The sequence below is a fragment of the Flagellimonas cixiensis genome, assembly GCF_042134615.1.
GTDB classification, from domain to species: domain Bacteria; phylum Bacteroidota; class Bacteroidia; order Flavobacteriales; family Flavobacteriaceae; genus Flagellimonas; species Flagellimonas cixiensis.
Window position 1 is genome coordinate 1,877,875 of the sequence record NZ_CP169639.1, and the last position, 24,369, is coordinate 1,902,243.

Genomic DNA, 24,369 nt, shown 5'->3' on the forward strand with positions numbered 1-24,369 from the left:
AGATGAAGATAAATTGGGGAACAGGAATCGTATTGGCATTTATTGGCTTCATTGCCTTTATCCTATACTTTGTAGTGCGCATGAGCACAGATGACAGGGCCAATCACGACTTGGTTACCGAAGAATATTATAGAAAAGAATTGTCCTATCAACAGGAAATAGATGCCTCAAAGTCCGCCTCAGAGGCAGGAGCAGAACTCAAAGTAGAGCAAACGGATGAAGGTTTGGTCATTTATTTTCCTGAGCAATACGACCCAAAAAAGATTACCGGAATAGTGTCCCTTTATAGACCGTCTAACAAGCACTTGGATTCTAACTTTCCTATAAGTTTGTCCAAAACACATTTGCTCATACCTGACAATCGCTTGGTAGACGGTCGCTGGGATATTTCCATTAGTTGGGAATATGAAGGTAAGCCATTTTTACATAAACAAAAATTAGTGTACTGATCATGGTTACATCAGCTTTGGTTTTGGGATTGTTGGGAAGCTTGCACTGCTTGGGCATGTGTGGCCCCATTGCCTTTATGTTGCCCTTGGACCAAAGCAATATGACCAAAAAGACCGTGCAGCTGTCCATTTATCATTTTGGTCGGTTGTTGGCCTATGGAATTATCGGTATGCTATTCGGATTTTTAGGCAAGGGCTTGGCCCTTTTCGGAATCCAGCAGAAACTTTCCATTGGAATCGGAATACTAATGATTTTACTGGTGTTGAATCCGACCAAATATCTGAATGGCCATAAATTTTTAACCCCCGTGTACTCCATATTGGGAAAAGTAAAATCTAAACTAGGGGCAGAACTAAAGAAAAAAACACCAGATGCCTTTTTGACCATTGGTTTTTTGAATGGTTTTTTACCCTGTGGTTTGGTTTATATGGCCCTTTTAGGAGCCATAGCCATGGGAAATCCATTGCAAGGCGGATTGTACATGATGTTGTTCGGATTGGGCACCGTACCCCTAATGTCTTTAGTAGTTTATTCCAAAGGAATATTGGGTAGTTCCATAAAAAGTAAGTTCAGAAAATTAATACCCGTTTTTGTGGTGATCATTGGTGTTTTGTTTATTGTTAGAGGTCTTGGATTGGGTATTCCGTACGTATCACCCAAAGCTATGGCCACCGACTCGGTAACGGCCACCATTGAATGCCATCAACCTTAAAATTAAATCAAAGTGAAAATAACAACAGTTGAAGAAGCAGTAGGAATCGTAAATTCTGGGGATAGAGTGTTTTTTCAAGGAGCAGCAATGACCCCAAACGAATTGATTGATGGTCTCTGCGAGCGACACAACGAACTAAAGAATGTAGAAATCATTTCCATTCATACCGAAGGGGATGCAAAATATACCCGCAAACCGTATTGCGAAGCCTTTACCCTGAACGCGTGTTTTGTGGGAGGCAACGTTAGACCCTTTGTGAACACCTATATGGGTGATTATATCCCAGTGTTTTTGAGTGAGATACCTTGGTTGTTTGCCGATGAATACCTTCCGTTGGATGTGGCATTCGTGCAAGTTTCCCCACCGGATAAACATGGCTATTGTTCCTTGGGGGTCTCTGTGGATGTTGCATTGCCAGCGGTAAGAACAGCAAAAAAAATTGTGGCACAGATTAATCCGCAAGTACCCAGAACACATGGTACGGGAATTGTACATATTGATGACATTGAATATGCCATCGAAGTGAACAGACATATCCATGAGCATAACCCCACTGAAATTTCCGAAATCGAACATGAAATTGGAAGACACGTAGCCTCTTTGATTGAGGATGGAGCTACCCTTCAAATGGGAATCGGTAACATTCCCAATGCCGTTTTGTCCAACTTGGGCAACCATAAAAACTTGGGGATCCATACCGAAATGTTTTCTGACGGGGTATTACCCTTATTGGAAAGTGGAGTGATCAATGGTAAGGAAAAAGCAGTGAAAAGGGGCAAGATCGTGAGCTGTTTTGCAGTGGGATCTCGAAAACTATATGACTTTATAGATGACAACCCCATTTGTGATTTTAGAGACTCTGGGTATACAAACGATACAGCTCGAATCAGAAGAAACCCAAAGGCAACCGCCATTAACAGTGCCATTGAAATTGATTTGACAGGACAAGTTTGTGCTGATACCATTGGCGGTTACCAATTCTCTGGAGTTGGCGGACAAATGGATTTTATGAGGGGCGCTTCGCTTTCCAAAGGAGGTAAACCGATAATAGCCATGTCATCCACCACCAAAAAAGGCGTTTCCAAAATCACCCCATTTTTAAAACAAGGAGCAGGAGTGACCACCACCAGGGCACATATGCATTATGTGGCCACAGAATTTGGAGTGGTCAACCTATTTGGTAAAAATTTACAACAACGGGCAAAAGCTTTGATTTCCATTGCGCATCCAGATCATAGGGAAGCATTGGAAAAAGCCGCCTACGAAAGGTTTCATGGTTAACAATCAGAATCTAACCAATAAAAAAAGGGAGCAAAAATTAATTTGCTCCCTTTTTTGAATCACATGAAACCAATTAAAATGCAATTCAAATTAAATTTTAAAGGTAATAACAGGCGCCTCGGAATGGTTGGCAATATCCTCGCCAATACTGCCCATAAAGAAGTGGGACAAGCCTCTTCTGCCGTGGGTCGGGATTCCGATTAAGTCTGCAGCGATTTTATCGCTAAAATTCAAAACACCTTTCTCTACAGTGTAATCATTGTAGATTTCTACTTCCAATCCTAATCCTGCGGTATGTAAAAACTTAGAGATCTTATCGTAGGCATCCTCGGTGCTTAAAAATTCATCACCTGGAGTGTTGATGTACACCAAGTGTAATTTGGAGCCCAATAAATCGGACATTTCTTTTGCCTTTTGAAGTGCCGGAACGCTCTCTTCCTCAAAATCACAAGCAAAAACAAAATGTTCAGGATTGAAATTATCATTATCTCCTTTGATGACCAACACTGGAACATCTGAGGTTCTCACCACACGCTCGGTGTTGGAACCTATAAAGATTTCTTGAAGGCCATCGGCACCATTCGAGCCCATTACTATAAGGTCAGCTTTATGCTTTTCGGCCACTTCGTTTACTTCACTGAACACTTTATAGTGTTTGATTACAGGAACAACATTGATGTCCTCTAAATAGGGTTTGTTCAAAAATTCACTAAATCGTTTTTCACCCAGTTTAATAAGGTGAACCACTTGCTCTTGGGAAATATAGCCAGATTCTCCCATTATCGCTGGAGAAAGTTCCAACATATGGAGTACCATTAGGTCCGCGCCATTTTTTTTGGCCAAGGAGGCAGCTACCTTGAGTGCTTTTTCAGATTGATTTGAAAAATCAACGGGTACGATTATACTTTTCATTGTGTTTGTTTTTTTAGGTTAAACGGTCATGGAAAAAATTCGGGTATTTGGTTTCTTACGATGTAATTTAAGATCAAAAGCCATGCTGATGTTTCTAACAAAAGGTCTTCCTTTATCGGTCACTTTAATGGATTTAGTGCTGGTTTCCACCAATTCATCAGCTTCTAATTCCGAAAGGTTTTCCAAAATGTTGGAAAAGTCAACTTCTTGTTCTTCCTCGGTGGACCATGTGGTTTCAAATTGACACATGATGTCGAGAATATGTTTTCTTATGATTTGATCTTCCAGATTCAGAATATGTCCTCTAAAAATAGGAATAACCCCTTGGGAAACCAAATTTTCATACTCTTCCACATTTTTTACGTTTTGGGCAAACCCGTACCAGCTATCACTGATGCTCGATGCTCCCAAACCAATCATCAGGTTGGTTTTATAAGGCGTGTAACCCATAAAGTTCCTGTGCAGGGTTCCCTGTACAAGTGCTCTGTACAAATTATCCGTTGGCAAAGCAAAATGGTCCATGCCCACATCTTTATAACCAAACTCGGTAAGCATTCTTTTTCCCATTTCATACTGGGCTTTCTTCACCACAGAAGATGGAAGGTCCGAATCTTTATACCCACGTTGTCCGTTTCCTTTTAGCCAAGGCACATGGGCATAGCTGTAAAAGGCAATTCTATCGGGTTGAATAGCTTTTGTTTTAATCAAAGTTTCTTCAACATTCGCACAATCTTGAAAAGGCAAACCATAAATAATATCGTGACCAACCGATGTGTACCCAATTTCTCGGGCCCAATCGGTGACATTTTTTACATTTTCAAAAGGTTGAATCCTGTTGATGGCCCTTTGTACGGTTAAGTTGTAGTCCTGCACTCCAAAAGAAACTTTTCTAAAGCCAACATCGAACAATGTTTGCAAATGGGCCTTGGTGGTATTGTTCGGATGACCTTCAAAACTAAAATCATGTGTTTCGGCCACTCTTCCGGATCTAAGAATGCCTTCAACAAGGATTTTTAGGTTTTCTGGTGAGAAAAATGTCGGGGTTCCACCTCCTAAATGAAGTTCCTTTATTAAGGGTCTAGTCTCCAAAAGGTTGCAATATAGCTCCCATTCTTTCAACACGGCATTGATATAGGGTCTTTCCACCTCATGCCTTTTGGTGATGCGTTTATGGCAACCGCAAAAGGTGCACATATTTTCGCAAAAAGGGAGATGGATATATAAACTGATTCCCTCCTTCGGGTTTTCCTGAAAAGTTTTAAGCACGCTGGATTTCCATTTTTTTCCAGTGAAACTATCTAAATCCCAATACGGTACAGTAGGGTAGCTCGTATAGCGGGGGCCTGGGACGTTGTATTTTTGGGTTAATTCACACATAGCTGCATACCATTACATTATAGGTCAAAGGTATCTTAGCGTTTGCTCAAAAAATATGACAATTGTCAGGATTGGTCCTAAATGGAGTTCAATAAATGACATTCGTCATTTTTTTGGACTTGGGTTCATTGTACATTTAACAAGTTAGGCCAATGTATAAAATTGATGTCCCATGGGAGAACATGTTACTTCCAGTACTTTTGATGAGCAAGAGCGAAAGGCTTTTGTTCAACATCTTATTGATGATATTCGGGCCTTGGAGCTCATGATTAAAAAGGGGATGATTGAGGATGATATTGTCCGAATTGGGGCAGAGCAAGAAATGTGCTTGGTCAATTCCGATTACAGGCCCGCGCCTATTTCCTTGGAAGTTTTGAAAGCAGTGGACGATTCCCATTTTACCACTGAATTTGCCAAATACAATCTAGAGGCCAATCTAGACCCCTTAACTTTGGAAGCTGGTTGCTTTACAGACATGGAGGAACAATTGAGGGGATTGTTGCGCAAAGTAAAAAAGACCTCAAGTGCATTTGATGCCAAAATTATTTTAACAGGGATACTGCCATCCATCAGTAAAGATGAACTGGGGATGGATTTTATGACCCCAATTCCGAGATATTATCGAATTAACGATGTGCTGCGCAAATGGCGGGGCGATGATTTTTCTGTTAGGATAAAGGGAGTGGACGAACTTTCCCTGCACCACGATTCGATCTTGTTTGAAGCCTGTAACACCAGTTTTCAATTGCATCTACAAATACGGCCAGACGATTTTGTCAAAAGCTATAATTGGGCACAGGCCATTTCTGGTCCTGTTTTAAGTGCTTGTTGTAATTCACCATTGCTCTTGGGCAGGGAACTGTGGAACGAGACCCGCATTGCGCTGTTTCAGCAAAGTATGGATACCCGCAAATGGACCAAGGCTGTTAAGGAACAAGTGGCCAGGGTTGGTTTTGGGGAGCGTTGGCAGAAACATTCTGTAGCGGAAATATTCAAACAAGACATTTCAACCCATAGAATTTTATTGACCAAGCCCATCCATCAAAATGCACTCGAGCTTCTAGACCGCGGGGTGGTGCCCAAATTGGAGGCACTCAGTCTTTTTAATAGCACTGTGTACCGTTGGAACCGACCCTGCTATGGAGTCGGGAATGGTAAACCCCATCTTCGAATTGAGAACAGATACATTCCATCTGGCCCTACCGTGATTGATGAAATGGCCAACTTTGCGTTTTGGATAGGCTTAATGGCAGGCAGACCCAAAAAGTTTGATGATATGCCATCCCAAATGGACTTTAAAGAAGCCAAATTGAATTTTTTACGCGCGGCTACCAACGGCAGACAGGCTATGTTTACTTGGAAAGATAAAGCCATAACGGCCAAGAAAATGGTTTTGGAAGAGCTGTTGCCCATCGCTCATGAAGGGTTAAGAAAATATGGTGTGAACGAGCAGGATATTGAGCGCTTACTTAAGATAATTGCCCAACGCACCAAAAAAGGAACCGGGGCAGAATGGCAAGTCAAAAACTTTAGGACGCTTCGCAAGCAAATGAAATTGGACAGTGCCATTGTACAATTGACCAAAGCCATGAGCAAAAACCAAGAAACGGAAAAACCTGTACATCAATGGAAATCGATTGGAAGTATGGCCGAAACCACCGAAGGGTTTAAATGGGTGGGCCAGGTCATGTCCACCAAACTCATGAAACTCTACGAAGATGATTATGCCAACCTAGCCATTGCCATTATGAAATGGAACAATATTCATCATTTGCCTGTAGAAAATGGGCAAGGGGAATTGGTTGGGCTTTTAACATGGACCCATATTGAACGATTGGGGACCATGAGTCAAAATGGTGCGAGAGTCTCGGACATAATGATCAAGGATGTTTTTACGGTCGAACCTAAAACCGAGATAGAGGAAGCCAAAAAAATAATGCAGGAACATCACATAGGTTGTTTACCCGTTTTGGTGGATACCCATGTGGTGGGCATCGTAAGTAAAGTGGATTTATAATTACAGATGATGCAACAGGCAACGAAGGAAAAAAGGAATGAAGGTTAAGAGGGTCATTGATCATATAAAAGGTGAAAAAAGTGGGCCGACCGTAGTGTTCTTTGGTGGAATTCATGGTAACGAACCAGCGGGTGTTTTGGCTTTAAGACATGTGTTTAATGAGATAAGAACCAAAAAAATACCCGTTCGAGGGAGTGTATATGGGCTTTCCGGAAATCTTGGTGCCCTAGAACATAAAATGAGGTTTCAAAAAGAAGACTTTAATCGCATATGGTTTCCAGATAGGATCCATCGGATACTCAAAGAGGAAACGCTACAACATCCCGAAGAGCTGGAACTAAAAAAATTGTACTTGTTGATCAGGGAGATTTTAGAAATGGAGCACCCCCCTTTTTATTTCTTAGACCTGCATACCACATCAAGTGATACGACCCCTTTTATGGTGTTGAACGATAGTCTGTTGAACCGTAAGTATGCATCCAATTACCCCTTACCGATTATTTTAGGGATTGAAGAATACTTGCACGGTGCCCTTTTGAGTCACATCAATGAATTGGGTTATGTATCCTTGGGATTTGAAAGCGGGCAACATGATGATCCAAAAGCAGTGGAAACCTGTATCGATTTTATTTGGTATTCATTGATGCTCACGCAAGCCATTCCACAGGATGAAAAGGTCAAAAAACAGCATTACGATGCTATTTTTAAGGCTAGTGACACAACGCATCGATTTTACGAAATATACCATCAACATGTAATACCTACCGATCATACCTTTACAATGAAGTCAGGTTTTGTGAATTTTCAATGGGTGCCAAAAGGAACCGATTTGGCCATCGAAAACGGAATGGTATTGCAAACCAGACAACAGCGACAGATTTTTATGCCATTGTATCAAAAACAAGGCAATGAAGGATTTTATTTTATTCGACCTATTCCGAGGGTTGTGTTGTGGTTGTCCAAACAACTGCGACGATGCAAGGTGGATGATATGATAGTGATTTTACCAGGTGTTAAATGGGATTCCAGTGCCAAGAATACTTTAGTGGTAGATTTAAGAATCGCTCGATTTTTTGCCAAAAAGTTTTTCCATCTGTTGGGATACCGTGCAAGGCAGGTAGATGAAACACACTTACGGATAAAAAACAGGGAAAGAGCCTCCAAAACTGAAGATTATGTTGAAACAGCCTGGTTTTGACCATAAAAAAAGCCCAAGCTTTCACTTGGGCCCTTCGCTATCTATAATCTAAATTCAATCAATCTTCATTATTGCCCATGATAAAGTTAATAGGGATGCTGTATTTTACGCTTACAGCTTTACCTCTTTGTTCACCCGGTTTTACCTTGGGTAAAGAAGCGATGATACGTTCCGCTTCAGTTTCCAAAAGCTTGTCGGGACCTCTTTTTTGAATTCCAGTTACCCGGCCTTGTTTGTCAATCACAAATTGAACATAAACTCTACCAGTAATGTGCATCTCTAAAGCAGTGGGTGGATATTTAAAGTTCTTTTTAATGTGCTCTTGTACTTTTTCGTTAAAACATGCTTTTTTGTCCGCCTGACTTACCAAGTCTTCACAACCCGGAAAAACAGGAACGTTTTCGATAACTGCAAAAGGAACAACAATGGTTTCTTCCTCTTCTTCCACAACCACATCATCTATCGCAACCACGGCATCTTCGATAAAGGTTTCTTGACTGCTCTCTGTACTTTGTATGACAGTTTCTTCCACTTCTTCCACATCCTCCACAATTTCAATGACCTCGGGAGCGGATGGTGGAGGTGGAGGTGGAGGGGTTTTTATCATTTCAGTGATGGGAACTTCTTCCTTAAGATCATCGGTCAATTGTGCAACTTCTGAAACTTTGGTCTCCTGCTCATAGAACTTTACTTCCAAGGATTGCCATGTAACAAACAATACGGAAGTAAGGCCTATCATAAAATAAAGACTGCTATTGCGTCCTATTTCGGCGTTTGGGTTTTTTTTAGGTTTCATGACTTCTTGTATTTATATATGATAAAGGTAGATGTCAACCATTTTAAAAAATATGATAAAAATCAGGTTTGAATCTTGATCTGAATTATCAAATTCTTAAAATACACGCGTCAATTTGATAGAAGTGCTAAATCTTCTTTGTAAATATATATGTCAAAAATCATTCCAAATAAGATCATATGCTCTTGTCTGTTGGAAAACCGTCGGTTAAAATATCCCGTCTCCACTTTTAAGTGGTCGTTTAGTTTTTGACCTATTCCCACAAATAGGCGATTTTGGTTAAAGGCATCCCCTTTTAGATTAAGGAATAGCTCGTTATAAGTTTTAAAATATAGCCTTTCAGAAATGGGGGTTACATATTGCAATCGGTAACGAAACCTATTGTTCACTTTAGGGTTTTCATCGGTGATTAACCTTCTGTTTTCTATTCTAAAGCGCTGAAGGATAAGGTCTTTTTTTAAATAGGATTTTAGTGTGTAAGATCCATAAAGCCAAAACTGGGTCGAATTTTTAGAGTCGTACAAATCTGAGTAGGCCGTAGAATTTAAAAAAGCAATACCACCTTCAACTGAACTTGCCTTACTTATTTTATAGGATACTCCTGAACTCACAAAACCGAAGGCGTATTTATCCATTAAATCATGGTAGCGCAAAATGCCTACGATGGGTATGCTCCAATCCTCATGAATTTTGGTGGAGCCACAAAACATCCACCAAGCACCATATTCATTTTCGGTAGAATTTTGGGCATGAAGGAGTGTGCGGGAGGATATTGAGAAAATTAGGCAACAAAGTAGAAGTCTACGGTTATACTTTGCAAACTCCATAATCTACTGTTTAGGGATTGCTGGAGTACAAAGTTTTCTTATAAAAAATGCCTTATAGTATGATGTTTATCATAAATTAAAAAAAGTCTGGTTGTTACCCGTTTTTTTGATTTTCCCAGATGAGTGCCGCTGCCCCGCAAATAGCGGCATCCTTACCGTGCATTCCTGAATGTAGCAACTTTACTTTGCCCTTGTACACATCCAATAGGAACCCATTAAAATACTTTTCGAGTGGATCCATGATCCATTTTCCACTATTGGTAAGTCCACCCATAAGAATAAAAGCTTCGGGTTGGGTAAAAGCGGTAAAATTGGCCAAGGCCAAGGCCATGATTCGGGCCGTATAATCGAACGCCTTCAGTGCAATTTCATCCCCCTCTTCGGCGGCTTGGGTGATATCCTCTCCATGCAGGTCGTTATAGGCAATGTTTCTAAACCTACTTTCTACCAAATATTTACTTTGCATAAACATTATGGTTCTTTTTAAGCCTGTTGCCGAAACATAGGCTTCCAATCCACCGCGAACGCCAAGCCCGGTCAATCGTCCATCTCCAATGGTCATGTCTACATGGCCCAATTCGCCCGCGAAACCATCGTAGCCATCAATCAATCTTCCGTTGGCCACTATGCCGGCACCAAAACCTGTGCCGAGGGTAATTACAATAAAATCCGTCATGTTTTGTGCAACGCCGAACAACATTTCTCCCAAGGCCGCAGCACTGGCATCATTCATAATACGAATGGGCATGTCCATCCGTTCTTTTAATTTTTCCACCAAGGGTACGCTGCCTTTCCATACCAAATTACTGGCCCTTTCAATGGTGCCATTTTTGCTGGAGGCATTAGGAGCACCTATGCCACATCCTATAATATTGACCTCTTTGCCTAGTTGCTCAATAAGCTCGTCGGCGGTGGATTTAATTTTGTCTAGATATTCGTTGAGGTTGGGGTATTCCCGTGTTCTAAAAAAGGTTTTTTCATGGCAATGTCCAGTTTCATCTACTAATCCTATTTTGGTTTTGGTTCCTCCTATATCTATCCCAATTACTAAATCCATATAAAAAGTCGTGTTATTTTAGGGTTTTTAAATATAACCATAATGGAATAAAAAAATAACTTAGGATGCTTTTCTAAGGCTTTAATTTTTGCTAATATCAGGGTAAAGTTAAAAACCTGACTTCCATCATGTTTTAGATGGTTGGTCGGTTCTAATTTTGAAAGTGAAAAAGCAAACAATTAAAAGTTTTAGGTATGAGCAGTTTAAATAAAATATTAATTCCATTCGATTTCTCTGAAGCTTCGGTCAACGCACTGGAGTATGTGGTCAATTTTGTGGGTATAGAACGTTCCATAGAAATTTTGGCCCTTTATGTAAGTACTATGCCCTTAAGTGAATCTGATGAAAAGGGTTTGAAGAAAGATTTCATCAAAACCTTTGAAGCTTTGGGTGTAAAATTAAAAGTGACACCCGAGTTGATCACTAAAGTAGGCAAGGTTATCCCAACCATTTTAGCGGCCCAAGAAGAAACTGAGGCCGATATGATCATGATGGGCACCATGGGCGACAAGATCACCGATGAAGCCATTACCAATACTTCTAAATTGGTGATAGAGGCCAATTGTCCGGTAATCTCCATTCCATATGGCACTGGGGTTAAAACTCCAGAACGCATTGCGTTGGTGTTGGGAGGTGAAAAGATAGATGATAAAAATGTACTTGAAATGCTTTTGGTGTTGAGCAGAACTTTCAACGCAAAAGTTCATGTGCTCACCATTTATAAAGAATCCATTTACGATGAAAATGCCATAAAAGAGTCCAACGAGAATTTATTGGAATATTACTTGGAGCATTTTTATGTAGACCATGCTTTCAAAAAAAGCGATGATGTAGAGGAAGGAATTTTAGCTTACATCAAAGAAAAGGAAATCGACCTTTTAACCATATTGCCAAGAAACCATGCAGAACTGAGTACCCCATCCGAGGGCAGATTGACCATGTTGTTGACGCTGCACTCCGAAGTTCCTGTTTTGGCCTTGGATTAATACCATAATCACATATAATGACGGCACTCCTGATTATTTTAGGAATCACTATTGTATTGTTTGTATGGGGAAAATTCCCGCCAGATGTGGTAGCCCTAATGGCCATGTTGGCACTTTTTCTCACAGGAGTGTTGAATCTTACCGAAACCCTTTCCGGTTTTAGTAATCCAACGGTAATCATGATTGCCGCCTTGTTCATTATTGGAGAAGGACTATCGAGAACAGGTTGGACGGCCATGGCCGGACAGATGTTTGTGAAATGGGCCCATAAAAGTGTGGCAAGACTTATGGTGATTGTAACGACAGGTTCAAGTTTGCTGTCTGGATTTGTAAGCAATACAGGTACGGTGGCAGCAATGCTTCCCGTGGTGGTGACCGCAGCTTGGAGTGCAGGTACATTTCCTTCCAAATTGCTTATTCCCGTTGCCTTTGGTTCCAATACGGGAGGATTATTGACCTTGACCGGCACACCACCAAACATTATTGTGAGCAATGCTTTGGTTGAAAATGGGATAGAAGGTTTTTCGTTCTTTGAATTCGGACTCATTGGATTGCCATTGCTAATTATCTCAATTCTATATTTCAGGTATGTGGGGTATAAGTTGTTGCCAAGTCATAGAACCGACAATAAGCCCATTGCAATTGACCAAGAAATGCATAAGTGGGTGGAGAATTATAGTATTGGTGATAATTTGTATCGTCTGCGTATTCGCTCTATGTCACAATTGATTAACACTAAAATTGGTGACTGGAATTTTGAGGAAAACCATAAAGTTTCCATTATGCGATTAAAGCGGAGGCATCCCAATACATTAAAAAGAGTTCCTCAATTTGTGGAAATGCCAGGTTTGGAAACCGAGATGCGCTATCACGATATCATCACTGTAAAAGGCGAACCCGAAGATGTGGATAAGCTGGTGCTTAAATTTCACTTGGGATTCATTACATGGAAGCCAGAAAATGACAACCTTAAAAAGGAATTGATCAATCAAGAAGTAGGTATGGCCGAAATGTTGATAACTCCGAACTCTGTCTTTGTGGGAAAAACTATTCCATTAGGGCATCACCTAAAACAAGCTGGGGTGCAATTATTGGCTGTTTCGAGGAACAATGTGCCATTGACGGGAAAAATACAAATCAAGGCAGGAGATGCTTTTGTGATACGAGGTCAATGGGAAAACATAATCGCTTTAAAATCGGTGTACGAAAATCTTGTTATTTCCGGTAGTCCAGAAGCCTTGGCCAAGAATGTTGATCAATTAACCCCAAGAAGTTACATTGCCTTGGGCACATTAATATTGATGATTCTATTATTGGTTTTCAAAGTAATGCCGGGAGCCATTGCAGCCTTGGTCTGTGCCGGAATTATGATGCTGACGGGATGCGTGCCCATTAGCAAAGCCTATAAAGGCATTAGTTGGACGAGTGTGGTGATGATTGCGGCCATGATTCCGATGGGTGTTGCGCTAGATAAAACAGGAGTGGCCCAAATGGCCGCAACCAGTTTGGTGGATACTTTGGGATCCATTCATCCAGTGGCTTTGTTAGGAGGAGTGTTTTTACTCACCGCAGCCTTGAGTCAAACCATAAACAATTCGGCAACAGCGGTGTTAATGGCGCCGATTGCCATTATGGCCTCCATGACACTCGGGGTTTCACCAAAGCCATTTATGATAGCGGTGGCCATTAGTGCATCGACGGCATTTTTAACCCCAGTTGGAACAACAACAAATGCCATGGTAATGTCGGCAGGAGGGTATAAATTTTTGGACTACCTAAAGGTAGGTGGCCCATTGTTGCTCCTGTTTTTTATTGCAACACTGATTTTGGTTCCAATGATTTGGAGCTTCTAATTTAAAAACTACGGATATGAACACTACAAAAGCAATTGATATGAACACAACCACAGACCTAAGTAAGTATGGATTAAATGATGTGACAGCTCACTGGAATCTATCTCCAGAGACTTTGCAGCAAATTACCTTGGAAAAAGGAATGGGCGTAGAAACCGAAAATGGTACACTCTGCGTGAATACGGGCAAGTTTACCGGAAGATCGCCCAAAGACCGATTTTTGGTAAAAGATGACTATACCAAAGATAAAATTTGGTGGGGAAGAATTAATAAACCAATCTCTCCTGAGAATTTTGATAAACTTTATGATGAGGTGGCCAATTATCTGTCTGGTAAAGAAGTGTATGTGAGGGATGCCGCAGTATGTGCCGACCCAAAATACAAAATGAACGTAAGGACGGTTACCGAATATCCATGGTCCAATTACTTCATCAAAAATATGTTTTTAAGACTTGATGAAAGTGAGTTGGAAAACTTTGAAGAAGAGTGGCTGGTACTTTGTGCCCCGGGTTATGAGGCGACCAATCCAGCCGAATATGGCATTTTAAGCGGCAACTTTTCCATTCTAAACTTTACTAGGAAAGTAGCCTTGGTAGGAGGCTCTGCCTATACGGGTGAAATGAAAAAAGGGATTTTCTCTGCCTTGAACCTTATTTTGCCAACCGAAAAAGAGGTGTTGCCGATGCACTGCTCTGCCAATGTTGGAGAAGATGGCGATACCGCAATTTTCTTTGGACTTTCAGGTACGGGTAAAACAACACTTTCTGCCGACCCAAATCGTAAATTGATTGGAGATGATGAACACGGTTGGACCAAGGAAAACATCATTTTCAACTTTGAGGGAGGATGTTATGCCAAGGTGATTGACCTTACTGAAGAAAAAGAACCGGACATTTACAGGGCCATTCGTCCAGGAGCACTGTTGGAGAATATTGTTTTTAAAGAAGGAACTAGAGAGGTTGACTATTTTGATAGTTCCATCACCCAAAATACTAGGGTGAGCTATCCCATCGACCATATCGATAACATTCAGGTGCCATCCTTCGCATCCAACCCAAAGAATATCTTTTTCTTAACTTGTGATGCCTTTGGCGTTCTGCCTCCAGTATCTAAATTGACACCGGGCCAAGCGGCCTATCACTTTATTTCGGGATATACCGCTAAAGTGGCTGGTACCGAAGCTGGAATTACAGAACCAGTGCCATCATTTTCGGCTTGTTTTGGGGAGCCATTTATGCCATTGCACCCAGCCAAATATGCCGAAATGCTGAGCGCAAAAATGACAGAGGCCGGAGTAAATGTCTGGTTGATCAATACTGGATGGAGTGGGGGACCTTACGGGGTTGGTTCCAGAATAAAATTAAAATATACACGAGCCATGATCTCTGCCATTTTGGAAGGTAAATTGGAAGATGTGGATTACGATACCCACCCCATATTTGGATTGTATATGCCTAAATATTGCCCTGGAGTACCAACAGAAATGTTGGACCCAATGAACACTTGGCTGCAAAAAGGAGCGTACGTAAGCAAGGCCATTCAATTGGCACATTCGTTCCACATTAACTTTGATAAATTTGCTAGTGAGGCATCAGATGAAATTATGGAAGGAGGACCACTAATTGATTCTCACCATAGTCTAACAGAACATTTATAAGAACACATAAGTGAGCAATAAGAACAAATTTGACATAGAACATTTGGGTGCGCCCAAATACAAATCACCTGTGGAACTTGGAAAGGAGCCCGGAGATCAATTGTTTGATTTCATCGATGATTCAAATCGATTGGTTTTCGACCTTTCCATGGACCATTTTCAGCAATGCTTATCAACGGGTGTTCAGCCCGATTGTATGGAAATGGCAGGACCGAGGGAAAATCTCTTTTTCGAGGCTAAGAATGTAACCGCGGCCATCGTTACCTGTGGGGGACTTTGTCCGGGAATCAATAATGTGATTCGAGGTGTGGTCATGGCCCTACATTATTTTTATGGGGTCAAAAAAATTATAGGAGTGCCCTACGGTTATGAAGGTCTCAACCCCGAAAAAGGTCATGAATTGGTGGAATTGACCCCCGAGAAAGTGAATAATATCCATCAGTTCGGTGGCACGTTTCTTGGGTCTTCACGAGGAGGACAAGATGTTAAGGTCATGGTGGACACCCTTGAGGCCAATAATGTAGATATGCTATTTGCCATAGGAGGGGATGGAACTTTAAAAGGGGTAAATACCATTGGAGAGGAAATAGGATGGCGGAATGCCAATATCAGTGTGGTGGGAATTCCGAAAACCATCGATAATGATATTGATTTAATTGACGAATCTTTTGGGTTTGAAACCGCCTTTGATGTGGCAAGTCCTATTTTAAGAGATGCCCATAACGAAGCTACAGGAGCCTATAACGGAATTTCCATTATTAAATTAATGGGTAGGGATAGTGGTTTTATTGCTGCATCCGCTGCCTTGGCCATGCCTGTTGTCAATTTTGTACTGATTCCCGAAATGCATTTTTCACTAGACGGTGAACGAGGATTTTTAAAAGCCTTGGAACAACGACTCGAACAAAAAAAACATGCCGTAATCGTTGTGGCCGAAGGGGCAGGGCAACATTTGTTCCAAGAAAGGGAAGAAGTAAAGGATGCATCGGGCAATGTGCAGCATCAAGATATCGGTGTTTTCCTAAAGGAACAGATTTCTGATTATTTTAAGTCTAAGGAAACTCCTGTAACCATTAAATATATCGACCCAAGTTATATTGTAAGATGCGCACCGGCCAATTCCAGTGATAGTGTATATTGTAGCCGTTTGGCCTATCATGCTGTACATGGAGCCATGGCAGGAAAAACCAAGTTCGTAGCCAGTAGAGTGAACAACAAGTACGTGTATATCCCCATTTCCGAAGTCACCAAAAAAAGAAAAAAGATAGACTTGGAGGACGAATTATGGTTTTCCGTGCTGCAAAGTACCGGGCAACCCTTTTTCTTGAGCTAGGAAAGAGCCTTAAAACTGACAATTGTCATCAAAATTGACCAGTGTAGGTTGTAGATTTGATATAGAATCAAAACAATAATTATGGAAGTACATGTTCAATACCAGAAAATGATGACCAGTGAAGCAATGACCGAATTGTTGATGAAAAAACTGGAAAGTTTGGAAAACAAGTACAGCTGGTTGATCAAAGCCAATGTGTTATTTAAAACTGAAAATGATAAATCTGGACAAGGCAAGATTTGTGAAATTGAACTGAGTGCTCCAGGTCCAAGGATTTTTGCAAAGTCGAATACCGATGATTTTGAGAAATCGATGTCCAATACTGTGGAAGATTTAAAAAAGCAGCTTGAAAAAAGGCAGGCTACTTTTTCTACGCATTGATTAAAATGATGATTTTTGCTGCGCATGAATCTTTAAACCCATTCTGATGAAAACAAAACTGGTAGCCATATTGTTACTGATCCTCATGGGATGTTCCTCAACAAAGCTCGTGAGTACCTGGAAAAATCCAGATATAGTACTCTTTGATGCATACCAAGTTCTTGTGGTGGGAATGACGCCAGATGATGGTGCCCGTGTGGAATTTGAAACCCGTTTTGTTGAAGAATTAAAGAAGGAGGGCGTGGATGCCATGCGCAGCATTGATTTGTTCGATGTAGCCTTTACCACTTCCAAAAAAACAGAAGAAGAATTGGAAGAAGTGGAACAACAATTATTGGATAAAGGTTTTGATGCTATTTTGTTCACCAAGTTGGTGAAAACTGAAAATAGGAGGACCTTGAAGGAACACATGAACGATGTTGATCATATGTTTGCTCGTTTCAATGCCGATTATTTGGAGCATCAAGATATTTTTTACAACCCAGAATATTACGATAGCTTTAATATTTATCATGTGGAAACATCGCTCTATTGCATTTGTATAGGTAAAGAAATAGAGTTGATTTGGAGGGGTGACGTGGATGTTACCGACCCGACCAATATGGAGAAAACAGTTGAAAATTACATTAAGGTGATTACAAAATCAATGGGGGAACAAGAAGTGATTTTTTAGGAAAATCCGAGGGCTTCCAGTACCCCAAGAAAATCCAATAAAATACAAACGGGGATTGCGATCAGAATCAAGATCAAAACAAAAACCATTATCCTAAGGAAACCAACCATAAGCTTGTTTCCAATACTAATTTCTTCTGCCATAATAGTGTAATTTCCTTCAATTTAAGGAATTATCTCATCATTTTAGGCATGTGGCATGTCAATATTCGATTAAAGGTAGGCTTTAAGGCATATCCTGTTATCTCATCAATTCTTCCTATCTTTTTTGGAACTGAGCAGTTTTCCAAGCTCCTCCAGGGTGATTCCTTTGGTTTCTGGCATCATAAACATTACCCATAACAATTGCAAAACCATCATTACGGCAAAAAAGATAAAAATGGGCCAAGGATTGTCTTTAAAAATGCCTATTTCAGCATCCAAAAAAGTAGGGGTTAGCAAGGTGATCAAAGCGGCAAATACCCAGTGGGTACCCGTACCCCAGGATTGACCGTAAGAGCGAACTTTATTCGGGAATATTTCGGAAATAAACACCCAAATTACAGCGCCTTGTCCCACAGCATGGGATGCAATGAATATTAAAATAAAGGTTAATAACAGCACAGAACTGGCACTGGAATAAAAACACCAACCCACCATGGCCAAACTTATGATATAGCCAATAGAACCCATGTACATGAGTTGTTTTCGGCCCAATTTATCAATAAGCGCAATCCCTACAAAAGTGAATATAAGGTTGATGATTCCTATGGAAATGGAACTAAAGAGCGATTCCCCTGAGGCCAGGCCAGCACGCTCCAAAATCTCTGGTGCGTAATAGAGTACAAAGTTGATTCCAGAAAGTTGATTGAAAAATGCAATCAAAAAAGCCAAAACCAAGGGCTTGTTGTATTTTCCGGAAAATAAGCTTTCTTTCTGTTTTTCTGTGGTATCAAAAAGGGCTGTTTTGATTTCCGTAAGATGTAGGGAAGCTTTTTCTGCAGCTATACCCAAAGATGTTATGGATGCAATGACAACGGTATCTGCCTTGTTTTTAAGTAGCAACCACCTTGGGCTATTTGGAATTTTGAACACCAATATGGTATAGATCAATGCTGGAAGTCCTTCAATACCCAACATCCATCGCCAAGCTATGCTTTCGTCAAAAATTACCCCAATCAAATAATTGGAGATAAAGGCAACCAATATCCCAAATACGATATTGAATTGATACATGGCTGTTAACTTACCTCGATTTGCTGCCGTTGAAATTTCAGAAATGTAAACGGGTGCGGCCACTGAGGAGGCTCCTACGCCAACACCTCCGATAAACCTAAAAAAAGAAAAGCTATAAGCTTCGGGTGCCAAGGCAGATCCTACAGCAGAAAGAAAATATAGTACGCCAATCCAAAATAAAGTCTTTTTTCGTCCCAATCGGTCGGTTGGAATTCCGCCAAAAAGAGAGCCCAAAACGGTTCCCCATAATGCCATGGACATGATGAAAATACCATGGAAAGTAAAAATGGAGTCGCCCAAAAACCAATTGGTGTCCCATAACTCTTTAATGGGTTGGTTGGCTCCAGAGATGACCACTGTGTCAAATCCAAATAAAAAACCGGCCAAAGCAGCCGTTATCGAAATTCTAAAAATACGCTTGTCCATGTAGGATGAAATTTGTTAAAGCTAACCAAATTTTATAAAATTTTGGAGATGTGTTTCATGATCAATTCCGAGGCGCCCTTATTGGAATTGATATAAGCACTATTGATGGCTCCTATTTTATGGGTGTTATTGGGGTCAGTATTAAATTTTTTCATCAAGCTGATGAAACCCACATAATCTGACACGGGTAAAATGCCACCTTGGGACACCAGATCTTCCGCTTCTTTAAATCCTGAATAATTGGGTCCAATGATGATAGGGACCCCAAAAATGGCAGGTTCCATAGTGTTGTGCAGTCCAGTGGCAAATCCACCACCCACATAAGCAAAGTCCGCATAGCTGTAAATTTTGGTCAACAGGCCAATGGTGTCGACAATCAGCACATCGAACAGGGTAAGGTCTTTATGTTCCAATTCAGAATATAGAACCACCTTTTTTTGGAGGGCAGAAGTAATTTTCTCAATATGGGCCGATTTTATTTCGTGCGGTGCCATCACGAACTTGGTTTCCGTTTTGTTGGAATTGATGTATTCAATCAGGATTTCTTCATCTTCTGGCCAAGTACTGCCAGCTACAAAACAAGATTGGTTTCCCTTAAAGGAGTTCATGAAGTCCAATTGATTGTCACGATTCAAAATTTCTGAAACACGATCCAATCGAGTGTCCCCACCGACCGTTGAATTTTCAAATCCGATATGCTTCAATAATTTTTTTGAAGTGTTATCCTGCACAAAAAAGTGCGAGAAAGCCCTTAAACTATTGCGCATGAAACCACCATAGCCCTTAAAATATATCTGCCTTTCCGAAAAGATGGCTGAAATCAGTAATGTTGGAATGTTTCGTAGTTTTAATTGCCGTAAATAATTGGGCCAAATTTCATACTTCACAAATAGAGCCAAATCAGGGTTAACAACATCCACAAATCGTTTCGCATTGGCTTTGGTGTCCATGGGAAGATAGACCACCACATCAGCGGCAGATGTATTTTTTTTCACCTCATATCCCGAGGGAGAGAAAAAAGTGAGCACCAATTTATGGTTTGGATATTGAACCCGTAATCGTTCCAAAATAGGGAGCCCTTGTTCAAATTCACCCAAAGAGGCCACATGCATCCAAATAGTCTTCGGAGTTGAAGAAAGTTGGTTTGTAAGCAGGCTGAATGTATTTTTTCTTCCCGAAACAAACAATTTCATCTTCGGTTGAAAGATAGCGACCACTTTTAGGACCTGCCAAACTAGTGCAATCAGAATGTTGTAAAGAAAACGCAAAGGCATCATTTTTCGCTAAAATACATTCTTTAGTTTAGAGGGCGTTATGGCAGGTTAATTTCTTAATTTTGGGCTATTAATTTATTCGGATGAAAAAAATACAGATGGTTGACCTTAAAGGTCAATACGAAGGCATAAAAAGTGAGGTAAATGAAGCGATTACCGAGATTTTGGAATCCTCAGCTTTTATCAATGGCCCGCAGGTCCATGCATTTCAAAAGGAATTGGAAGATTATTTGGGGGTAAAACATGTGATTCCCTGTGCCAATGGTACCGATGCCCTTCAAATTTGTATGATGGGTTTGGGGCTTGAGCCAGGAGATGAAGTAATTACGGCAGATTTTACGTTTGCTGCCACTGTTGAGGTAATCGGACTTTTAAATCTCACCCCGGTTTTGGTCGATGTGGAACCCGACACTTTTAATATCGATATAGCTGCCATTGAAAAAGCCATTACACCAAAAACAAAGGCCATTGTTCCTGTGCATTTGTTCGGGCAATGCGCCAATATGGATGCGATTATGGCCTTGGCCGAAAAGCATAGCCTTTATGTAATTGAAGATAATGCCCAAGCCATCGGTGCCACGTATACCTCAAACACGGGTAAAAAACAAAAATCTGGAACCATAGGTCATGTGGCATCCACCTCATTTTTTCCTTCCAAGAATTTAGGATGTTATGGAGATGGAGGCGCTATTTTCACCAATGACGATGAGTTGGCACATACTATTCGTGGCATAGTAAACCACGGAATGTACACTCGATATTACCATGATGTGGTTGGGGTAAATTCAAGATTGGACTCCATTCAAGCTGCTGTTTTGAGGGCAAAATTGCCGAAATTGGACACGTATAACCAGAAACGATGGGAAGCGGCACTTAAATATTCAGAAGCCTTGAAGGGGCAAGAGCATATCGTTGTGCCAAAGATTTCATGTGCCTGTGGTTCAATTCAAAATACTTGCGATTGTCATGTGTTTCATCAGTACACACTTCGAATTCTAAATGGAACCAGAGATGGCTTGGTGCAGCATTTGACCGAGAATAACGTTCCATGTGGTGTCTATTATCCAGTTCCGTTGCACAAGCAAAAAGCCTATGCTGATGAACGATACAATGAAGCTGATTTTCCGGTGACCAATCAACTGGTCAAAGAGGTGATCTCACTGCCCATGCATACCGAATTGGAGGATGAACAAATTCAATTTATCACCAAATTGGTGATTGACTTTGTAAATCAATAAACATGAAAATACTTGTTACGGGAGGTTTGGGATTCATCGGTTCTCATACCGTAGTGGAATTGCAAAATGAAGGCTTTGAAGTTGTAGTGGTGGATAATTTGTCCAACTCATCCAAAGATGTCCTTCAAGGAATCGAAGCCATTACGGGCAAGCGGCCCATTTTTGAGGAATTTGATTTAAGGGACAAAAAAAAAGTTCAAGATTTTTTCAAAAAATATAAAGATATAGCTGGTGTGATTCATTTTGCAGCTTCCAAAGCAGTGGGAGAAAGTGTTGAAAATCCGCTTTTGTATTATGAAAATAATATTGGGGTTTTGACATATATTCTTCAAGAATTGGAGAAAAAGGGTGGTGCCAGTTTTATTTTTAGTTCTTCTTGTACGGTTTATGGTCAAGCGGACTCACTGCCCATAACGGAAAGCGCACCAGTGAAACCTGCTGAGTCGCCCTATGGGAACACGAAACAGGTAGGTGAGGAAATTATTAGGGATACTTGTAGGATCAATCCGGATTTAAAAGCTATCGCGCTACGCTATTTTAACCCGATTGGAGCGCATCCTTCTGCAAAAATTGGAGAATTGCCTCTAGGAGTGCCCCAAAATTTAGTGCCTTTTGTAACCCAAACAGCAATTGGATTAAGAGACCAACTTTTGGTATTTGGCGATGATTATCCTACTGAAGATGGAACTGGAATCCGTGATTACATTCATGTGGTGGATTTGGCCCAAGCCCACGTAAAAGCATTGCAGCGATTGTTGAAGGATAAAAATGAATCCAATTACGAAGTGTTTAATTTAGGAACTGGAAAAGGCAGTTCAGTTTTGGAGGTAATCCATAGTTTTGAACGCGTATCTGGGGAAAAGTTGAATTATAAAATTGTTGACCGCAGACCCGGTGATGTGGTTGCTGCCTATGCGGATACCCAAAAAGCAAACGATGTGTTAGGTTGGAAAGCAAAATCCACTTTGGATGAAGCCTTGAAATCTGCATGGGAATGGGAAAAAACTGTTAGAAAATCTTAAAACCCATTTCGGACGTACATAAAGTATGCTGTCCAACTTTAACAATAGCCTGGAATTATTGGAAACTGTCCAAAAAGAACAGTTATACCAAAATTTATTGCAGCAATTGCAGAAAGATTTTGAGTTGGCCAATGTGCCTTTGAGTATTCCCTCAAATGTTTCACCAACCGAATTAAAAAGTTTACTTCACGAGAAAATATATGTCCTCATTGTAGAAAAATTTCCAGAATATCTGAACTTATTATATGTGGTGGACATTTCGGAACAAGCAGTAAAAAACATACCTCCATCGGATGTTGTCGACATTTCGGCAGAGGTATGTTTCTTATTGTTAAAAAGAGAGTGGCAAAAAGTATGGTATAAGGCCAAATATAGCTCGTGAGCTTACCTTAAACTTTTACGTAAATCCCTTTTTTGTCCATAAAATAACCCACAACCCAGCAGGTGATCATCACCCAAAGGGCAAAAAGTAGTGAACCCATATATCCGCCGGACCAAGAAATAAAGATATTGTCCGCAATCCATCTGTATAAACTTTCGCCATGTACATCTATCGCAAATAAGGTAATGATGAAAATTTCCGATAATAAATAGATGAATAAGGTGTTTTTGCCAAATACTTCAAAAAAGTAGCTCCAACCTTTCGCTTTTTTCATATCCAAAAAATAGATGAGTGTGGCAATGGCAAAAAGATCTATACCGCAAGTGAGCAATACAAAGGAACTAGTCCATAATTTTTTATTGATAGGAAATATTAAATCCCAAGCCAGTCCAGCGAAAACCAAGGCAAAACCTACCATCGTCAATTTAGCAATGGTTTCATAGTTCTGCCCGTTTTTCTGAATGAATTTCCCCGCTAAAAAGCCGATAATCACATTTACAATGGCCGGCAATGTGCTCAACAATCCTTCTGGGTCAAAAGCAATGCCTTCGCCATGATACATATGGTTGGCGCCAATGAGCCATTCATCCAGTTTTAAAACTGCGTTCCCCGAGAGTGTGAGGTCGCCAAAAGCCATCAGAATTATTTGATAGGCAACCAAGAATCCAACACTGAGCCAAATGGCTGTTTTGGTCTTCACAAAGTGAAGAATGATCGAGGCGAACATATAACAAAGGGCAATACGCTGTAGTACACCAAATGCCCTTGTTTCTGAAAAGGGTTTTAACTGTCCATCGTCAAAAAATGGATACCAATACATTAAAAAGCCTAACAAGAAAATAATCGCTGTTCGCTTCAATACCTTTTTAAAGAAGGCGCCATTTCCCATATTTTCATACTTCTTCTGGCTGAAACTCATGGAATTTCCCACAACAAACAAAAAGGTTGGGAACACAAGGTCGGTCAACGTAAAACCGTTCCAATCGGCATGCAATAGTGGAGAAAATGAAGTTGAACCATTACCAGGCGAATTAACAACTATCATTAGCGCGACATCCAATCCCCGAAAAACATCGAGGGATAAATATCTGTTTTTTAATTTGGACATTTTGTGGTTTGGTTTTTAGGCTCATCCAATTTATGTTTTTTTAATGTATTCTGTAGATTTCCGTTAAAAATTTCATTTTTAGAGGCTACTCGTTAGTTCTGTAACATAGTTTCAAATTTTGGGTAATATTTGGTTAAATCTCATTTGTATGAACGCTAAAACCCGTATTTTTGACAAAATTTTCCATAAAGTTTT

General features: G+C 40.5%; 23 protein-coding genes. 14 read left to right on the forward strand and 9 right to left on the reverse strand.

Going from position 1 to position 24,369, the window contains the following annotated elements; all coding sequences use genetic code 11:
* Nucleotides 1-2 precede the first annotated feature (2 nt).
* From ABT310_RS08355 to ABT310_RS08365, 3 genes are read left to right on the forward strand one after another with little or no spacing between them, the layout of a single operon-like run.
* On the forward strand, nucleotides 3-449 hold the full coding sequence (locus ABT310_RS08355; RefSeq protein ID WP_375323448.1) for a FixH family protein: 447 nt from the start codon (nucleotides 3-5) through the stop codon (nucleotides 447-449).
* A 2-nt stretch (nucleotides 450-451) separates the two neighbouring features.
* Complete coding sequence (locus tag ABT310_RS08360) at nucleotides 452-1,162, forward strand: sulfite exporter TauE/SafE family protein (protein WP_375323449.1); 711 nt, start codon at nucleotides 452-454, stop codon at nucleotides 1,160-1,162.
* 12 nt (nucleotides 1,163-1,174) lie between these two features.
* Nucleotides 1,175-2,443, forward strand: coding sequence for an acetyl-CoA hydrolase/transferase family protein (locus tag ABT310_RS08365; RefSeq protein ID WP_375323450.1), 1,269 nt, complete (start codon nucleotides 1,175-1,177; stop codon nucleotides 2,441-2,443).
* 90 nt (nucleotides 2,444-2,533) lie between these two features.
* Here ABT310_RS08365 and ABT310_RS08370 read toward each other — a convergent pair whose 3' ends face one another.
* Together ABT310_RS08370 and hemN are read right to left on the reverse strand one after the other, a co-directional pair.
* Nucleotides 2,534-3,355 carry a universal stress protein gene (locus ABT310_RS08370; protein WP_375323451.1) on the reverse strand — a complete coding sequence of 274 codons (822 nt, stop codon included), beginning with the start codon at nucleotides 3,353-3,355 and terminating at the stop codon, nucleotides 2,534-2,536.
* Between the two features lie 18 nt (nucleotides 3,356-3,373).
* A complete protein-coding gene (hemN, locus tag ABT310_RS08375; protein ID WP_375323452.1) occupies nucleotides 3,374-4,732 on the reverse strand; it encodes an oxygen-independent coproporphyrinogen III oxidase in 1,359 nt (452 codons plus the stop codon).
* 172 nt (nucleotides 4,733-4,904) lie between these two features.
* Here hemN and ABT310_RS08380 point away from each other — a divergent pair, with 172 nt between their 5' ends.
* Nucleotides 4,905-6,749 (forward strand): CBS domain-containing protein, encoded by a 1,845-nt coding sequence (locus ABT310_RS08380; protein WP_375323453.1) that lies wholly within the window; start codon nucleotides 4,905-4,907, stop codon nucleotides 6,747-6,749.
* 37 nt (nucleotides 6,750-6,786) lie between these two features.
* Nucleotides 6,787-7,947, forward strand: a complete 1,161-nt coding sequence (locus ABT310_RS08385; protein WP_375323454.1) for a succinylglutamate desuccinylase/aspartoacylase family protein — start codon at nucleotides 6,787-6,789, stop codon at nucleotides 7,945-7,947.
* Nucleotides 7,948-8,005: 58 nt separating this feature from the next.
* Here the strand turns inward: ABT310_RS08385 and ABT310_RS08390 are convergent, their stop codons facing one another.
* From ABT310_RS08390 to ABT310_RS08400, 3 genes are all read right to left on the reverse strand, one after another.
* Nucleotides 8,006-8,743 (reverse strand): energy transducer TonB, encoded by a 738-nt coding sequence (locus ABT310_RS08390; RefSeq protein ID WP_375323455.1) that lies wholly within the window; start codon nucleotides 8,741-8,743, stop codon nucleotides 8,006-8,008.
* A gap of 110 nt (nucleotides 8,744-8,853) precedes the next feature.
* Entirely contained in the window at nucleotides 8,854-9,570 is a 717-nt protein-coding gene (locus tag ABT310_RS08395; protein WP_375323456.1) for a DUF2490 domain-containing protein, read from the reverse strand.
* A 94-nt stretch (nucleotides 9,571-9,664) separates the two neighbouring features.
* Nucleotides 9,665-10,627: an ROK family protein gene (locus tag ABT310_RS08400; protein ID WP_375323457.1), complete on the reverse strand. Its 963-nt coding sequence runs from the start codon at nucleotides 10,625-10,627 to the stop codon at nucleotides 9,665-9,667.
* Nucleotides 10,628-10,821: 194 nt separating this feature from the next.
* On the opposite strand from ABT310_RS08400, the gene ABT310_RS08405 reads away from it, so the two are divergent.
* The 6 genes from ABT310_RS08405 (at nucleotide 10,822) to ABT310_RS08430 (ending at nucleotide 17,510) form a co-directional block, all read left to right on the forward strand.
* Entirely contained in the window at nucleotides 10,822-11,613 is a 792-nt protein-coding gene (locus ABT310_RS08405; RefSeq protein ID WP_375323458.1) for a universal stress protein, read from the forward strand.
* A 17-nt stretch (nucleotides 11,614-11,630) separates the two neighbouring features.
* Nucleotides 11,631-13,466: an SLC13 family permease gene (locus ABT310_RS08410; RefSeq protein WP_375323459.1), complete on the forward strand. Its 1,836-nt coding sequence runs from the start codon at nucleotides 11,631-11,633 to the stop codon at nucleotides 13,464-13,466.
* Between the two features lie 16 nt (nucleotides 13,467-13,482).
* Nucleotides 13,483-15,123 carry a phosphoenolpyruvate carboxykinase (ATP) gene (pckA, locus tag ABT310_RS08415; RefSeq protein WP_375323460.1) on the forward strand — a complete coding sequence of 547 codons (1,641 nt, stop codon included), beginning with the start codon at nucleotides 13,483-13,485 and terminating at the stop codon, nucleotides 15,121-15,123.
* A gap of 10 nt (nucleotides 15,124-15,133) precedes the next feature.
* A complete protein-coding gene (locus ABT310_RS08420) occupies nucleotides 15,134-16,456 on the forward strand; it encodes an ATP-dependent 6-phosphofructokinase (protein ID WP_375323461.1) in 1,323 nt (440 codons plus the stop codon).
* An 81-nt stretch (nucleotides 16,457-16,537) separates the two neighbouring features.
* Nucleotides 16,538-16,837: an HPF/RaiA family ribosome-associated protein gene (locus ABT310_RS08425; RefSeq protein WP_375323462.1), complete on the forward strand. Its 300-nt coding sequence runs from the start codon at nucleotides 16,538-16,540 to the stop codon at nucleotides 16,835-16,837.
* Between the two features lie 46 nt (nucleotides 16,838-16,883).
* Complete coding sequence (locus tag ABT310_RS08430; protein WP_375323463.1) at nucleotides 16,884-17,510, forward strand: hypothetical protein; 627 nt, start codon at nucleotides 16,884-16,886, stop codon at nucleotides 17,508-17,510.
* Here ABT310_RS08430 and ABT310_RS08435 read toward each other — a convergent pair.
* From ABT310_RS08435 to ABT310_RS08445, 3 genes are all read right to left on the reverse strand, one after another.
* Nucleotides 17,507-17,653: a hypothetical protein gene (locus ABT310_RS08435; RefSeq protein WP_375323464.1), complete on the reverse strand. Its 147-nt coding sequence runs from the start codon at nucleotides 17,651-17,653 to the stop codon at nucleotides 17,507-17,509. The genes ABT310_RS08430 and ABT310_RS08435 overlap by 4 nt on opposite strands.
* Nucleotides 17,654-17,758: 105 nt before the next feature.
* Nucleotides 17,759-19,150, reverse strand: a complete 1,392-nt coding sequence (locus tag ABT310_RS08440; protein WP_375323465.1) for a sugar porter family MFS transporter — start codon at nucleotides 19,148-19,150, stop codon at nucleotides 17,759-17,761.
* Nucleotides 19,151-19,182: 32 nt separating this feature from the next.
* The gene (locus tag ABT310_RS08445) at nucleotides 19,183-20,343 is read right to left on the reverse strand and encodes a 3-deoxy-D-manno-octulosonic acid transferase (protein WP_375323466.1); all 1,161 of its coding nucleotides are present in this window, start codon (nucleotides 20,341-20,343) and stop codon (nucleotides 19,183-19,185) included.
* Nucleotides 20,344-20,507: 164 nt separating this feature from the next.
* Here ABT310_RS08445 and ABT310_RS08450 point away from each other — a divergent pair, with 164 nt between their 5' ends.
* The 3 genes from ABT310_RS08450 to ABT310_RS08460 are packed head-to-tail and all read left to right on the forward strand — an operon-like array spanning nucleotide 20,508 to nucleotide 23,066.
* The gene (locus ABT310_RS08450; RefSeq protein ID WP_375323467.1) at nucleotides 20,508-21,662 is read left to right on the forward strand and encodes a DegT/DnrJ/EryC1/StrS family aminotransferase; all 1,155 of its coding nucleotides are present in this window, start codon (nucleotides 20,508-20,510) and stop codon (nucleotides 21,660-21,662) included.
* 2 nt (nucleotides 21,663-21,664) lie between these two features.
* Complete coding sequence (galE, locus tag ABT310_RS08455) at nucleotides 21,665-22,684, forward strand: UDP-glucose 4-epimerase GalE (protein WP_375323468.1); 1,020 nt, start codon at nucleotides 21,665-21,667, stop codon at nucleotides 22,682-22,684.
* Nucleotides 22,685-22,709: 25 nt separating this feature from the next.
* Nucleotides 22,710-23,066: a hypothetical protein gene (locus tag ABT310_RS08460; RefSeq protein WP_375323469.1), complete on the forward strand. Its 357-nt coding sequence runs from the start codon at nucleotides 22,710-22,712 to the stop codon at nucleotides 23,064-23,066.
* A 7-nt stretch (nucleotides 23,067-23,073) separates the two neighbouring features.
* Here the strand turns inward: ABT310_RS08460 and ABT310_RS08465 are convergent, their stop codons facing one another.
* A complete protein-coding gene (locus ABT310_RS08465; protein ID WP_375323470.1) occupies nucleotides 23,074-24,174 on the reverse strand; it encodes an acyltransferase family protein in 1,101 nt (366 codons plus the stop codon).
* Nucleotides 24,175-24,369 lie beyond the last annotated feature (195 nt).

Coding starts and splice junctions, on each gene's coding strand:
- ABT310_RS08355 (WP_375323448.1), top strand. CDS start 3: ATGAAGATAAATTGGGGAACAGGAATCGTATTGGCATTTATTGGCTTC.
- ABT310_RS08360 (WP_375323449.1), top strand. CDS start 452: ATGGTTACATCAGCTTTGGTTTTGGGATTGTTGGGAAGCTTGCACTGC.
- ABT310_RS08370 (WP_375323451.1), bottom strand. CDS start 3,355: ATGAAAAGTATAATCGTACCCGTTGATTTTTCAAATCAATCTGAAAAA.
- hemN (WP_375323452.1), bottom strand. CDS start 4,732: ATGTGTGAATTAACCCAAAAATACAACGTCCCAGGCCCCCGCTATACG.
- ABT310_RS08380 (WP_375323453.1), top strand. CDS start 4,905: ATGGGAGAACATGTTACTTCCAGTACTTTTGATGAGCAAGAGCGAAAG.
- ABT310_RS08385 (WP_375323454.1), top strand. CDS start 6,787: ATGAAGGTTAAGAGGGTCATTGATCATATAAAAGGTGAAAAAAGTGGG.
- ABT310_RS08390 (WP_375323455.1), bottom strand. CDS start 8,743: ATGAAACCTAAAAAAAACCCAAACGCCGAAATAGGACGCAATAGCAGT.
- ABT310_RS08395 (WP_375323456.1), bottom strand. CDS start 9,570: ATGGAGTTTGCAAAGTATAACCGTAGACTTCTACTTTGTTGCCTAATT.
- ABT310_RS08400 (WP_375323457.1), bottom strand. CDS start 10,627: ATGGATTTAGTAATTGGGATAGATATAGGAGGAACCAAAACCAAAATA.
- ABT310_RS08405 (WP_375323458.1), top strand. CDS start 10,822: ATGAGCAGTTTAAATAAAATATTAATTCCATTCGATTTCTCTGAAGCT.
- ABT310_RS08410 (WP_375323459.1), top strand. CDS start 11,631: ATGACGGCACTCCTGATTATTTTAGGAATCACTATTGTATTGTTTGTA.
- pckA (WP_375323460.1), top strand. CDS start 13,483: ATGAACACTACAAAAGCAATTGATATGAACACAACCACAGACCTAAGT.
- ABT310_RS08425 (WP_375323462.1), top strand. CDS start 16,538: ATGGAAGTACATGTTCAATACCAGAAAATGATGACCAGTGAAGCAATG.
- ABT310_RS08430 (WP_375323463.1), top strand. CDS start 16,884: ATGAAAACAAAACTGGTAGCCATATTGTTACTGATCCTCATGGGATGT.
- ABT310_RS08435 (WP_375323464.1), bottom strand. CDS start 17,653: ATGGCAGAAGAAATTAGTATTGGAAACAAGCTTATGGTTGGTTTCCTT.
- ABT310_RS08440 (WP_375323465.1), bottom strand. CDS start 19,150: ATGGACAAGCGTATTTTTAGAATTTCGATAACGGCTGCTTTGGCCGGT.
- ABT310_RS08445 (WP_375323466.1), bottom strand. CDS start 20,343: ATGAAATTGTTTGTTTCGGGAAGAAAAAATACATTCAGCCTGCTTACA.
- ABT310_RS08450 (WP_375323467.1), top strand. CDS start 20,508: ATGAAAAAAATACAGATGGTTGACCTTAAAGGTCAATACGAAGGCATA.
- galE (WP_375323468.1), top strand. CDS start 21,665: ATGAAAATACTTGTTACGGGAGGTTTGGGATTCATCGGTTCTCATACC.
- ABT310_RS08460 (WP_375323469.1), top strand. CDS start 22,710: ATGCTGTCCAACTTTAACAATAGCCTGGAATTATTGGAAACTGTCCAA.
- ABT310_RS08465 (WP_375323470.1), bottom strand. CDS start 24,174: ATGTCCAAATTAAAAAACAGATATTTATCCCTCGATGTTTTTCGGGGA.